Source organism: Bacteroides intestinalis (assembly GCF_003464595.1).
Classification (GTDB): domain Bacteria; phylum Bacteroidota; class Bacteroidia; order Bacteroidales; family Bacteroidaceae; genus Bacteroides; species Bacteroides intestinalis_A.
In genome coordinates this window covers 73,943-88,598 of the sequence record NZ_QRZF01000019.1, presented here as the reverse complement: position 1 = coordinate 88,598, position 14,656 = coordinate 73,943, and the positions used below count along the sequence as shown (strand labels likewise).

General features: G+C 45.8%; 8 protein-coding genes. 6 read left to right on the top strand and 2 right to left on the bottom strand.

Features of this window, described 5'->3' with window-relative positions; genetic code table 11:
• Positions 1–66: 66 nt before the first annotated feature.
• The 4 genes from DWW10_RS20485 to DWW10_RS20470 all read left to right on the top strand — a co-directional run bounded on the left by DWW10_RS20485 (position 67) and on the right by DWW10_RS20470 (position 6,528).
• Positions 67–3,279: an efflux RND transporter permease subunit gene (locus tag DWW10_RS20485; protein WP_022393265.1), complete on the top strand. Its 3,213-nt coding sequence runs from the start codon at positions 67–69 to the stop codon at positions 3,277–3,279.
• 57 nt (positions 3,280–3,336) lie between these two features.
• Positions 3,337–4,728, top strand: coding sequence for a TolC family protein (locus DWW10_RS20480; RefSeq protein ID WP_022393264.1), 1,392 nt, complete (start codon positions 3,337–3,339; stop codon positions 4,726–4,728).
• Between the two features lie 98 nt (positions 4,729–4,826).
• Positions 4,827–5,594, top strand: coding sequence for an acyl-ACP--UDP-N-acetylglucosamine O-acyltransferase (gene lpxA, locus DWW10_RS20475; protein WP_022393263.1), 768 nt, complete (start codon positions 4,827–4,829; stop codon positions 5,592–5,594).
• 82 nt (positions 5,595–5,676) lie between these two features.
• Entirely contained in the window at positions 5,677–6,528 is an 852-nt protein-coding gene (locus tag DWW10_RS20470) for a DNA/RNA non-specific endonuclease (protein WP_022393262.1), read from the top strand.
• On the opposite strand, the gene DWW10_RS20465 is transcribed toward DWW10_RS20470, so the two are convergent.
• Together DWW10_RS20465 and DWW10_RS20460 are read right to left on the bottom strand one after the other, a co-directional pair.
• Positions 6,529–7,284, bottom strand: coding sequence for a carbohydrate-binding family 9-like protein (locus DWW10_RS20465; RefSeq protein ID WP_022393261.1), 756 nt, complete (start codon positions 7,282–7,284; stop codon positions 6,529–6,531). It lies immediately after the preceding gene.
• A gap of 170 nt (positions 7,285–7,454) precedes the next feature.
• A complete protein-coding gene (locus DWW10_RS20460; RefSeq protein ID WP_022393260.1) occupies positions 7,455–8,540 on the bottom strand; it encodes a phosphotransferase enzyme family protein in 1,086 nt (361 codons plus the stop codon).
• A 198-nt stretch (positions 8,541–8,738) separates the two neighbouring features.
• Here DWW10_RS20460 and DWW10_RS20455 point away from each other — a divergent pair, with 198 nt between their 5' ends.
• Together DWW10_RS20455 and DWW10_RS20450 are read left to right on the top strand one after the other, a co-directional pair.
• A complete protein-coding gene (locus DWW10_RS20455; protein ID WP_118420668.1) occupies positions 8,739–12,812 on the top strand; it encodes a hybrid sensor histidine kinase/response regulator transcription factor in 4,074 nt (1,357 codons plus the stop codon).
• 267 nt (positions 12,813–13,079) lie between these two features.
• Positions 13,080–14,639 carry a sulfatase family protein gene (locus DWW10_RS20450; RefSeq protein ID WP_022393257.1) on the top strand — a complete coding sequence of 520 codons (1,560 nt, stop codon included), beginning with the start codon at positions 13,080–13,082 and terminating at the stop codon, positions 14,637–14,639.
• Positions 14,640–14,656 lie beyond the last annotated feature (17 nt).

Sequence of the window (14,656 nt, the reverse complement as noted above, 5' to 3'; positions counted from 1 at the left end):
TAGCGGCTGCGCTATTATACCGCAGGTACTTATCACTAATCACCAACCCCTAATCACTAAATAAGCATGAAATTAGATAGATTTATTAATCGTCCGGTACTATCTACGGTAATCTCCGTACTGATAGTAATCTTGGGTCTTATTGGTCTGGCAACCCTGCCTATTACCCAATACCCGGACATTGCACCGCCAACCGTATCGGTGCGCGCCACCTATACGGGTGCCAACGCCCAAACGGTGTTGAACTCCGTTATTGCACCGCTGGAAGACCAGATCAACGGTGTAGAGAACATGATGTACATGACTTCCAATGCCACCAACAGTGGTTCTGCCGATATTTCCGTTTACTTCAAGCAGGGAACCAACCCGGATATGGCTGCCGTAAACGTACAGAACCGTGTATCTATGGCACAAGGTCTGCTACCCGCCGAAGTAACCAAGGTAGGTGTGACTACACAAAAGAGACAGACTTCCATGTTGATGGTATTCTCTATTTATGATGAGACAGACCAATACAACATCGAGTTCCTGGAAAACTATGCCAACATCAACCTTATCCCTGAAGTAAAACGTGTTGCCGGTGTAGGTGACGCGATGGTGTTGGGTACCGACTACTCCATGCGTATCTGGCTGAAGCCTGACGTGATGGCTCAGTATAAACTGATACCTAATGACGTAGCGGCAGCTTTGGCAGAGCAGAATATCGAGGCTGCCCCCGGACAGTTTGGTGAACGTGGTAACCAAACATTCCAATATACAATACGTTACAAAGGACGTCTGCAACAGTCGGAAGAATTTGAGAATATCGTTATCAAAGCAATGGAAAACGGAGAAGTACTCCGCCTGAAAGATATCGCTGAAATCGAGTTGGGACGTCTGACCTATAGTTTCAATAATACTGTAAACGGTCACAAGGCCGTCAGTTGTATCGTGTTCCAGATGGCTGGTAGTAATGCTACACAAACCATCAGTGACCTAGAGACATTGCTGAATGACTATTCCGATAAACTGCCCGCAGGCTTGCATATCAATATTGCACAGAGTGCCAACGACTTCCTGTTCGCCTCTATTCATGAGGTAATCAAGACACTGATCGAGGCTTTTATCCTTGTGTTCATCGTGGTATATGTCTTCTTGCAGGACTTCCGTTCTACGTTGATTCCCGCCATCGCTATTCCGGTAGCATTGATTGCAACATTCTTCGTACTGAAACTAATCGGCTTCAGTATCAACTTGCTGACTCTTTCGGCCATGGTGCTCGCCATTGCGATAGTGGTCGACGACGCCATAGTCGTCGTCGAGGGCGTCCATGCGAAGTTGGACCAGGGGTATAAGTCTGCCCGTGCCGCTTCCATCGATGCCATGAGTGAATTGGGTGGTGCTATCGTTTCTATTACGCTGGTCATGATGTCTGTATTTATTCCTGTAAGTTTCATGGGTGGTACGGCAGGTATATTCTACCGGCAGTTCGGTCTGACGATGGCTATCGCTATCGGTTTCTCCGCATTGAACGCTTTGACGTTGAGTCCGGCATTGTGTGCCATCTTCCTGAAACCGCATGATGAACATGGCGAAAAGAAATCGACCTTCATCAGCCGCTTCCATACAGGCTTCAATGTGGCTTACGACAAGTTGCTGAAGAAATATAAGAAGAATGTATTGTTCTTCATCCAGAAGAAATGGTTGAGTTTCGGCCTTGTAGCCGGTTCCATCGTATTACTGATTTTCTTCATGAAGATCACTCCGACGGGTATGGTGCCTAATGAAGATACGGGTACCATCATGGGTGTAGTAACTCTGCCTCCGGGTACTTCACAGGAACGCGCACAAGAGGTACTGCACCGTGTGGACAGCCTTGTAGCTGCCGAGCCTGCTGTTGCATCCCGTACCGTGATTTCCGGTTACAGCTTCATCGGCGGACAGGGACCTTCTTACGGTTCTATCATCATCAAGCTGAAAAACTGGGACGAACGTTCCACAATGCAGAATTCAAACATCGTCTACATCACGCTCTTTATGCGTGCACAGAAGATTATCAAGGAAGCGCAGGTATTGTTCTTCGCTCCTCCTATGATTTCGGGTTACTCTGCATCCAGCGACATCGAGTTGAACATGCAGGATAAGACCGGTGGTGATCTGAACCACTTCTTCGATGTAGTGAAATCCTACAATGCCGCATTGGAAGCACGCCCGGAAATCAACTCGGCAAAGACTACGTTCAATCCGAGCTTCCCGCAATATATGCTGGACATCGACGCTGCCGCCTGTAAAAAGGCAGGTATCAGTCCGAGCGACATCCTCAGCACGATGCAGGGATACTTCGGAGGTCTGTATGCTTCTAATTTCAACAGTTTCGGTAAAATGTACCGTGTTATGGTTCAGGCAGAACCCGAAGCAACCAAGAATCTGGAATCATTGTCCAGCATCAAGGTGCGCAACGGCGATGAAATGGCCCCGATTACTCAGTTCGTTTCCATCAAGAAGGTATACGGACCTGACATTATCAGTCGTTTCAACCTGTATACCTCTATGAAGGTGATGGTTGCTCCTGCTTCCGGATATACTTCCGGTCAGGCACTGGCTGCTATCGCCGAGGTTGCCAAAGAGAACCTGCCTGCCGGTTTCGCTTACGAATTGGGAGGTATGGCACGTGAAGAGGCCGAAACCAGTGGTAGTACCACAGGATTAATCTTCGTACTCTGCTTCGTATTCGTTTACCTGTTGCTGAGTGCACAGTATGAAAGTTATATCCTGCCGCTTGCCGTACTTTTATCTATTCCGTTCGGTCTGTTGGGTAGCTTCCTGTTCGTCAACGGTATGAGTGCCATTGGTAATATCTCCATTCTGAAAATGATAATGGGGTCCATGTCCAACGACATTTATATGCAGATTGCATTGATCATGTTGATGGGTCTGTTGGCGAAGAATGCCATCTTGATTATTGAGTTTGCTCTCGACCGTCGTAAGATGGGTATGAGTATAACGTGGGCAGCCGTACTGGGTGCCGCAGCCCGTCTGCGTCCTATCTTGATGACATCACTGGCCATGATTGTCGGTTTGATTCCGTTAATGCTGGCATCCGGTGCAGGTGCTAATGGTAACCGTACGCTGGGTACTTCTGCCATCGGTGGTATGTTAATCGGTATGATTCTGCAGATATTTATTGTACCGGCCCTGTTCGTTGCATTCCAATACCTGCAGGAGAAGATTAAACCGATGGAATGGACAGATGTGGATAACTCTGACGCAGAACCTGAAATTGAGCAATACACGAAGTAAATTAAGAATGAAGAATGGAGGACTTCGTTCACCATTCTTCATTAATATAGAAAGATTATGAAGAAACAGATTATAACTTTGATGTGTGCAACTGCTCTTCTGAGCAGCTGCCACATCTACAAATCATACGACAGACCCGAAGATATTACGGCTGCCGGACTGTATCGCGACACAACAGTTGTGAACGATACACTTGCTGCGGATACAGCAAACTTCGGTAACCTGCCTTGGAGGGAAGTATTCACCGATCCTCAGTTACAAGCGCTCATCGAACAAGCACTTGCTAATAACCCCGATTTGCGTAGCGCCGCTTTGAATGTGAAGAAAGCAGAAGCTGCCCTTATGTCTGCACGTCTGGCTTATGCTCCCACGCTGGCATTGTCTCCGCAGGGAACCGTTAGCAGTTGGGATAAGGGAAAAGCTACACAGACCTATTCGCTTCCTGTTACAGCAAGCTGGCAGATTGACCTGTTCGGTCAGATACTAAACCCGAAACGTGGTGCACAGGTATCTCTGAAACAGACACAGTTCTATGAACAAGCTGTTCAAACTCAGGTAATCGCCAATGTAGCCAATATGTACTACACATTGTTGATGCTCGACCGCCAGTTGCAGATTACAGAATCCACAGCCGATATCCTGAAAAAGAATGTGGAAACCGTAGAAGCAATGAAGGACGCAGGCATATACAATACGACTTCTGCCGGAGTAGAACAAACCCGTGCAGCTTACGCACAAGTATTGGCATCTCTGCCCGGCATGCGTCAAAGCATTCGCGAAACAGAAAACGCTCTTTGCCTGATGCTGAATCAGCCGGCACAAGAAATAGAACGTGGTGTACTGGAAGGCCAACAATTACCGACAGAATTCTCAGCCGGTATTCCTTTGCAACTGTTGTCTAACCGCCCCGATGTAAAGGCTGCCGAAATGTCTCTTGCTGCAAGTTATTACGATACTAACAGCGCACGTGCAGCTTTCTATCCGCAGATTACCTTGAGTGGTTCGGCAGGATGGACTAACAGTGCAGGTTCTGCAATTGTGAATCCGGGCAAGTTACTGGCTTCCGCTATAGGATCGTTAACACAACCGTTGTTCTATCGCGGTGCTAATATCGCCCGTCTGAAACAGGCCAAAGCACAGGAAGAGCAATCCAAAATCCAGTTCCAGACCACTTTGCTGAAAGCAGGAAATGAAGTGAGCAATGCCTTGTATCAATATCAAATGACCTCCGAAAAGGCCGTTTCCCGTGAGATTCAGGTAAATTCTGCCCGCAAAGCTGCGGAAGATACAAAAGAATTGTTTAACTTAGGCACGTCAACGTATCTGGAAGTTCTGTCTGCTGAGCAATCTTATCTCAGTGCACAAACGTCCGAGGTATCCGACACTTTCGACCGCATGCAAGCTGTTATCAGCCTGTACCAAGCGCTCGGAGGAGGAAGGAAGAATTAATTAATTATAAATGATGAATTATGAATTATGAATTGGCTGCGCTATGATACTGCATAGCTAATTCATCATTCATAATTCATAATTCAAGATTGAAAAACATGATAAGTCCATTAGCATTTGTAGATCCTGCCGCAAAGCTCGGCAAGAATGTAACGGTCCAGCCTTTTGCATATATCGAAGGCGATGTAGAGATTGGAGATGACTGTATTATCATGTCCGGTGCGCGTATCCTCGACGGTACACGCCTGGGGCAAAAGAACAAAGTGCATCATGGCGCCGTACTCGGTACCGTCCCGCAGGATTTCCATTATACGGGTGAGAAGAGTCTGCTGATCATCGGTGACCAGAACGACATTCGCGAAAATGTAGTTGTGAGCCGCGCTACACATGAAGGAGATGCTACACGTATCGGAAACGAGAACTTTCTGATGGATGGTGTACACCTTTGTCATGACGTGCAGGTAGGTAACCACTGCGTACTGGGACTTAAGACTATTGTAGCCGGTGATTGTCGCATCAGTGACTACACCATTCTGAGTAGTAACGTCATTTTGCAACAACAATGCCACATCGGAAGCTGGGTATTGATCCAGTCAGGATGCCGCATTGCGAAAGACGTTCCTCCTTATGTGATCATGAATGGTAATCCGGCCGGTTATCATGGCATTAATGCTGTTGTGCTACAGCACAAGCATCAGGTAACAGACCGCATTCTGCGTCATATCGTAAATGCTTACCGTCTGATTTACCAAGGTAACTTCAGCATACAGGATGCTTTGCAAAAGATTGAAGACCAAGTGCCGATGAGTGACGAAATACACAATATCCTTAACTTCGTACGCGAGTCTAAAGGCATTGTAAAATAAAAGAATACTCCTTATTCAGAAGGCGGTCGGGTTTACTCGTCCGCCTTTTTTGTTATCTTTGCACCATCTTACCCGTTCAATTATGAGAAAAAAGAAGAAGAAACAAACGAATAGCAAGAAACAACTGGTGCTCCTGATTGTCCTGATCATATGCGGCATCGTTACCGCTTATCAGACAACGAATTCTAAAGAAAAGACTACCGGCCCTAAGCAGACAGAAATCATCGTTCAGAGTACTCCCCAAAATTCCGATATATACATCAAGCAAACAACTGCCCCAAGTACTCCCGAAATACTTCTGCAGCGCACCGGATACCTCGTATCCTATAACTCCAACACCCGTATAGCAAACTGGGTAGCCTGGAAACTGACTCCCGAACGTTTAAAAGAAAATACCGAGCGAATCAATAACTTCCGCCCCGACCCTGATCTGCCCAAGAGCAAAGCAGTCACCACACAAGACTATAAAGGTAGTGGTTGGGATCGTGGGCATCTTTGTCCGGCAGGTGATAACAAATGGGATCGTGAAGCCATGATAGAGAGCTTCTACATGACTAACATCTGCCCCCAGCACCACAATCTAAACCGGGGCGACTGGAACGAGCTGGAACAGAAATGCCGCAAGTGGGTGAGAAAAGACAGTTGCCTTTACATTGTAGCCGGTCCTATCTTCTATGACCGGAAGCCACAAACCATAGGCGAGCATAAAGTTGCCGTACCGGATGCTTTCTTTAAGGTGATACTTTCTCTGCACAAGAAACCGAAAGCCATCGGCTTTATCTATAAAAATAATGAAGGGAACAATCCGCTGGACTCTTATGTAAACACTGTGGACGAAGTGGAGCGGATCACAGGGATAGACTTCTTCCCCGCCCTTCCCGATGATATAGAAAGGGCGGTAGAAGCAAGTTATAATTTGAAAGACTGGAAATAATTACTCAAAGTTCAATGTGCCGAAGAATTCGGGACAGTGAAAATTAGGCTTTTCCAGACCAATAGGATTCCAAGAAAGGAAGTGAGGCGTTTGTAGTTTATCACCACATTTATAGAAATTGGCACGAACCGTCTTTCCGTCAAGACTGGTGATCTGATGCTTGAAAAAAGCAGAGTATGGAATAACCAATGCCAGTTCCCAGTTACACTCTCCCACACGCTCCTCAAAAGACTGGCGTCCCAAAGAAGACCAGCGTTGCACTTTGTCCATCACTTCTTGCGGGGCATGTTCACGGTTTTCACGTCCGGCACCGGCACCAATCAGGAGAGTTCCGGCACAGTTACATTCCACATTATAATAAATTCCATCTCCTGCAGGGATAGAAAAGAACTCTACACAAGCATCTTCCCATACTGCACCGTTATCTCCGGCAGCTACAGCACGCACACTGGCTTCTTTTACTTTGTAATGAACCAAAATCGCATCATCCGTATGAGCTATACGAAACTGCACCTCCGGCTGATAAGGGAATGCTTTCCAATTCACCGTATTGATCGACTGAAAAGCCACCTTTTCTTTATCCAACAAAGCAGGAATATTCTCTACTGCTACATTAGCCAGACTTACTTTTTTTACATTCAACTCTTTCATTTCTTTCTTTTGGGGGTTAGTTGCAGACAAGGGGAAAACACAGAGCAGAGCTATTAACAAGACTGCTGATTCCAACACCAAGCATGCAGAGTTTTTTTTATTCATATTTTGATTACATTAAAACAACTCATTGCGGATGGGTTTTGAGGGAAAGTTGACGAGTTAACAAGGGGACAAGGGGACAAGGTTCCATGCGGCACAGAAGCATTGCGCAGCCCCTTGTTCCCTTGTCAACTTATCAACTGGTTTCCTTTCTTTCCCGTTATGAACAGACCTTATACCAATGACTCCTTTATAAACTCCTGCATTTCCGGTGTATGTTCTTCCACACTCTGCAACAGTTTGAACTGCGCTTTTGTACGTACAAGATTATGCTCAGGATATTTAGTTTTATAATAAGTGTCACCATTAATATAATCCGCCAGGAAACGAACGCACTGCATATAGGGGAATAATGCAGCTGCATACGGCAGATTCTCAACCTCTATCGGAAGCAGGAAGACTTTCGCAGATTCCAGGTAACCTTTTGCAAACGCCTTGAATATCTCCATATTGAAATTCACATTATCCAGATTCTCATCATCCTCGGCACCTGTATTGGCTGCAGAACGAAGGAAATCGCCGAAATCAGAGAAGATAAAGTTAGGCATCACCGTATCAAGATCAATGACGCAGAGCACCTTGCCCTCTTCATCAAACATCATATTATTCACCTTCGTATCGCAATGACATACACGTTTTGGCAATTTGCCTTCGCGATACAAGCGTTCACCTTTGCACATCTCCTCAGCACGTTTTTCTATCTCATCCAGATAGTACTGCACTTCTTTCACCCGGCCAACCACATCCGCAGCCACCGCATCACGAAGTTGTTTCAGACGAAACTCCATATTGTGAAAATCAGGAATAGTCTCTCCCAGCTCATCAGGAATATCCGCAAGCATTGCCTGGAAATTACCAAAAGCTACACCGGCATAATAAGAATATTCTGCATCCACCGTCTCATAAGTCTTTGCATTAGGAATGAATGTCATGATACGCCAATAGTTTTCACCATCGTACCAATACGTTTTTCCGGTATCGGCAGGAATAAAAGAGAGCACTTTACGATCTATATCATCCGCACCTTGTTCCACAAGCTTTTTGCGGATATGCCGGGTTACGGCTTCAATGTTCGCCTGCAACATCTCCACATTCTGGAAAATAGCATGGTTCACACGTTGCAATACATAGTCGGGGGCATCTGCTTCAAGAGTAGTCACTTTATACGTGTCGTTAATCAGCCCGCTGCCTAAAGGCTGGATTTCATTAACTGTACCCTTCGTATTAAAATGGGATACAATGGATTGAAGGTTGTTCATGATATTCTATATATAGATTTAAAATTAGTATGCAAATATACGTCTTCCTCATCAATGAAAAAGTCCAAATTCGTCCGACAAACGCCCAAAATTATACATTTAAACAGACATAACCATAAAAATCAGATAATAAACTTCCCCCCTTTAAGCAAAACGCCTTATATTTGTGTTTGAAACCTTAAAAATACCGGAGGAAAAGTGCAAAAGTTTATCAGAACGCTGTTTCTTGTCTTAGTAAGCATAGCTACAGCAAACCTACACAGCCAGAATATTACTTTCAATCATCTGACAACCGATGACGGTTTATCTCAGTTTAGCGTCAACAGCCTGTACATTGACGAGAACGGTATCTTGTGGATTGGTACGCGTGAAGGTTTGAACCGCTACAACGGTAATGATATACAAACCTATAAACTGAGCAAAAACGACCCTTACAGTCTTTTCTGCAATACCGTGTTGCGCATGGCAGGCGATCAAAACGGTAAAATCTATCTGCTCTGTACCGAAGGCGTTGCCCAGTTCGATCTGACTACACAACGCTTTACGACTCTCCTTCAAGGTAACATTAACAGCATCTATTATAAAAACGGCCTGTTCATCGGAAAAAAGAATGAGATCTACCGTTACAATGAACAGACCGACAACTTCGACCTCTACTACCAGATGGCGGGAGAAAACATCGAGATCTCCTGCATGTTCGAGGATAAAGGACACATGTGGATAGGAACCACCAGCGAAGGAGTCTTCAACTTGAAAATAGACGGACATCAAGTCACCCATCCCATTGAAAAAGGAAACATTACCAGCATCTACCAGGACAATTCAGGCGAATTATGGATAGGCAGCTGGGAGAAAGGACTCTTCCGGATAAAAACAGACGGAACCATTGAAAACCTGCGAAACGACCCGAAGAATCCGCACAGTATATCTTCTGATTTTGTAAGAGCTTGTTGCGAAGATAATCTTGGCAATATCTGGATAGGAACCTTCAACGGCCTGAACCGCTATAACAAGACAACAGGGCTTTTCCAGAACCATACTTCCAATGACATGCAGAACGAAGGTCTTACCCACTCCTCTATCTGGTGCATCGTAAAGGATAATCAGGGGACACTATGGCTGGGCACTTACTTTGGTGGTGTCAATTACTTCAATCCTGAATATGAAATCTACACCCAGTATAAAGCCTCCATAAACGAGAAAGAAGGTCTGAGTAGTCCTGTAGTAGGGCGCACCATTGAAGATAAGAACGGCAACCTATGGATCGGTACAGAAGGTGGCGGACTCAATTTCTATAACCGCCGCACACGTGAGTTCAAATGGTATCTTGCCGGAAAGGGGGATAATAGTATCTCCCACAGCAATGTAAAAGCCCTCTATTATGATCCTGCCAAAGAAATCATCTGGATAGGTACTCATCTCGGTGGACTGAACAAGCTCGATATCCGTACAGGAGCATTCACCCACTATCTCATGGAAGAAGGTAATCCGGAAACGCTTCCATCAAACATTGTTCGTGACATAGCACCCTATCATGACCAGTTAATTGTCGCCACGCAGAATGGCGTATGTTTGTTTGATCCCCAAAGCGGAAAATGCCGGCAACTCTTCAAAGACACCAAAGAAGGACGCAAAATAACCATGGTGGCCGATGTAGAAGTAGACAACAATGGCACACTCTGGATTGCCGCCACGGGCGAAGGTATCTTCTCCTACCGTTTCGATACCAACAAACTGACCAATTACCGGCACGACGTGGCACAACCGCACAGCCTCAGCAACAACAATGTGAACAACATCATGCAAGACAATAAGGGCAATCTCTGGTTTTCCACTTCAGGAAGTGGCCTCGACCTGTATCGCCCTGCCAGCAATGACTTCGAGAACTTCGACAAAGATAAAAACGGACTCGTCAGCGATTGTATCTATGATACGCAGGAATCCCCGGTCAGCGGCAAACTGATACTTATCACCAACCAGGGGTTCTCCATTTTCGACCAGAAAACAGAAAAGTTCCAGAACTATAGCGCAGAAAACGGCTTCCCGTTGACAGCTGTCAATGAGAATGCACTGTGTGTAACGCGAGATGGCGAAGTATTCCTCGGCGGCACACAAGGTATGCTTTCGTTCAATGAGCTGGAACTTAACTTTACTCCGAAGCCCTACAAAATCATCCTTTCCCGCCTCATCGTAAACGGTTCCGAAGTGAAAGTCAGCGATGAAACGGGCATTTTGACGCAATCTTTATGCCATACACAAGAGATCACCCTGAACGCAAACCAAACCATGTTCAGCATTGAATTTGCAACTTCCAACTACGTGGCAGCCAATAAAGATGAGATCATTTACAAACTGGAAGGTTTCTCCGACGGCTGGAACAGTACGCGCGGCCAGCCCATCATCACTTATACGAACCTGAATGCCGGAACGTACAATCTGCTGATTAAGCCCAAAGGGAAAGAAGAATCCCTTTGCCCGCAGGTACATCTGACTATCCACGTATTGCCTCCTTACTATAAAACACCTCTTGCCTATCTCATTTATCTGATAGTGACAGCTATCCTTTTATGGTATCTGGTCAGAACGTACAAATCGAGAATCAAACTACGTGAATCGTTGAAGTATGAGCAAAAGCACATACAAGATGTAGAAGCCTTGAACCAGTCCAAGCTACGCTTCTTCACCAACATCTCACACGAATTCCGTACCCCGCTTACCCTTATCGTGTCGCAGGTGGAAACCCTGATGCAACTGCAGAACTTCACACCCACTATCTATAATAAGATATTGAGTATCTACCAGAATAGTATCCAATTGCGCGAACTGATCACCGAACTTCTTGACTTCCGCAAGCAGGAACAAGGACATATGAAAGTAAAAGTCAGTCCGCACAACATCGTACATTTCCTCTATGAGAACTATCTGATCTTTATGGAGTATGCCAGCAGCAAGCAGATCAGTTTCAACTTCGAGAAAGACAGCGAAAGCCTTGAAGTATGGTACGACCAGAAACAGATGCAGAAGGTTATTAACAACCTCCTGTCCAATGCCATCAAGCACACCCAGGCAGAAGATACCATTACCCTCAGTATTACCACCGAAGGTAACGAAGCCGTCATCCGTGTGACTGATACCGGCAGCGGCATCGACGCCAAAGAGATAGATAAGATATTCGACCGTTTCTATCAGACCGAACAAATGGATAGCCTTACCACTGGCGTTGGTACCGGTATCGGACTGGCCCTCACGAAAGGTATCATCGAACTGCATCACGGCACTATCAAGGTAGAGAGTGAACTCGGCAAAGGCAGTAGCTTCATCATTCGTCTCCATCTTGGAAACGCTCACTTCAGTCAGGAAGAAATCAGTAAGAAGACCGAAGCTGTACAACAAATAGAACAGGCACAAACTTCTGAAATCGATGCTTCACTCAAAGCAGAGTTGGAAGAGAATGCTCCTATAAAACGCATGCCTGATGTTAAAATGGTTATCGTAGAAGACAATGCCTCCATCCGTGAAATGCTGGAGAATATCTTCCGCCCATTCTACCAGGTACTGACTGCCGCAGACGGAGAAGAAGGTCTGGAACTGGTACAGAAGGAAATGCCGAACATCGTAGTAAGCGACGTGGTTATGCCTAAGATGTCCGGTACCGAGCTATGTAAACAGATCAAGAACGACTTCAATACCTGCCACATTCCGGTAGTGCTGCTTACAGCCCGAACCGCCGTAGAACAAAACATCGAGGGCCTGCGTATTGGTGCAGATGATTACATCACCAAGCCTTTCAATACGAACCTGCTGATTTCCCGTTGCAACAATCTGGTGAACTCACGCATCCTCCTACAAGAGAAGTTCAGCAAGCAACCGCAAGCCTATGCCCAGATGCTGGCAACGAACCCGATAGATAAGGAAATTCTGGATCGTGCTATCAGTATCATCGAGAAGAATCTGGATAATACGGAATTTAATGTCAATATCTTCGCCCGTGAAATGGCAATGGCTCGTACCAACCTGTTCACCAAGCTGAAGGCCATCACCGGACAAACACCGAATGATTTCATCCTGACCATCCGTTTGAAGAAAGGTGCCTTGATGTTACGGAACAATCCGGAACTGAACATCACCGAAATCTCAGACAAGATCGGATTTAGCTCTTCCCGCTACTTCTCAAAGTGTTTCAAGGATATATATCAGGTAAGTCCGCTGGCTTATCGCAAAGGAGAGGATGCGGATACAGGAAGTAAGGATGAGGAAGACGAAGAAGGTTAATAAGCCGTATGAATCTTCTCATCTTTCTCGCTATGGTGAGAATCTTTTCTCATCGAACAGAGAATCTATTCTCATCACATTGAGAAGAAACTCTCACCACATTGAGAAAAGATTCTCTATAAAGGGAGAATATCTTCTTCTGTACATTCTAGTGCTCTCATTAGCATTATGTACATTTTCGTCCTTCCCTTGTACTCCCTTATACACTCAATTCCGGAAAAGCCACTACCTTTGACCTCAGAAATAACAATCTAAAGTCAAAGAGCTATGAAACATTTTTCCCCTTTATGGTCCCTTCTTCCAGGCGCAGCCCTGATAGCCGGATGCGGAAATCCGTCGAAGAAAGAAGCCGCCGACACTACCCGTCAGAAACCTAATGTTATCTACCTGATTGCCGACGACCTGGGTATCGGTGACCTGAGTTGCTATGGCGCCACTAAAATAAGTACCCCCAATATCGACCGCCTTGCCGGACAAGGTGTGCAGTTCACTAATGCCTATGCCACCTCTTCCACCAGTACCCCCTCCCGCTTCGGTCTGCTGACAGGTATGTATCCCTGGCGACAGGAAAATACAGGAATCGCCCCCGGCAACTCCGAGCTCATTATCGATACAGCTTGTGTCACCATGGCTGACATGTTTAAGGCAGAAGGATATGCTACCGGAGCCGTTGGAAAATGGCATCTGGGACTTGGTCCTAAAGGAGGCACAGACTTCAACCATCTTATCAAGCCGAATACCCAGGATATAGGATTTGATTACGAATACATCATTCCCGCCACTGTGGATCGTGTGCCTTGCGTATTCGTAGAAAACGGACACGTTGTAGGCTTAGACCCCAACGATCCCATTACCGTCAATTACCACCATAAAGTAGGTGACTGGCCTACCGGACTGGAAAATCCCGAACTCGTAAAACTGAAACCCAGCCAGGGTCATAATAATACAATAGTAAATGGCATTCCCCGTATCGGTTGGATGACCGGTGGGAAATCAGCCCTTTGGGTAGATGAAGACATTGCAGATGTCATCACCGGTAAAGCCAAAGACTTTATCATAAAGCATAAAGACGAACCTTTCTTTATGTATATGGGCACACAAGACGTACACGTTCCCCGCGTACCTCACGCCCGTTTTGCCGGCAAGAGTGGCATGGGAACCCGTGGTGACGTAATCCTGCAACTGGACTGGACTGTAGGCGAGATTATGAATACTCTGGATAGTCTGAACCTTGCAGATAACACTATCTTTGTGTTCTGTAGCGATAATGGTCCCGTTATTGACGACGGCTATCAGGATCAGGCTTTCGAATTGCTGAACGGTCATACTCCTATGAAACAATACCGTGGCGGTAAGTATAGTGCTTATGAAGCCGGAACACGTATTCCATTCATTGTACGTTGGCCCGCCGGTATCCAGCCTTGCAAACAACAAGCTTTGTTCTCTATGATCGACGTATATGCCTCCTTGGCTGCCTTACTGAATCACCCGCTTACACCTGCAACCGTTGCTCCCGACAGCCGTGACCAACTGTCTACTTTCTTAGGGAAAGATAATACCGGATGTGATTACGTCGTGCAGCAGAATCTGAATAATACCTTATCAATTATTCAAGGAACATGGAAGTATATCGAGCCGAGCGATAAGCCCGCTACCGAACATTGGACGAAGATGGAATTAGGAAACAATCCAAAGCCCCAACTGTACAATATATCCATAGATCCATCGGAAAAAGACAATGTTGCAGCAGCGCATCCGGAGACTGTAAAAGCTCTCTCAGCACTACTGGAGCAAGTGAAAGCAGGTAAGAATCAGGGGACAAGGTAAGGAATCGTACAGAACAG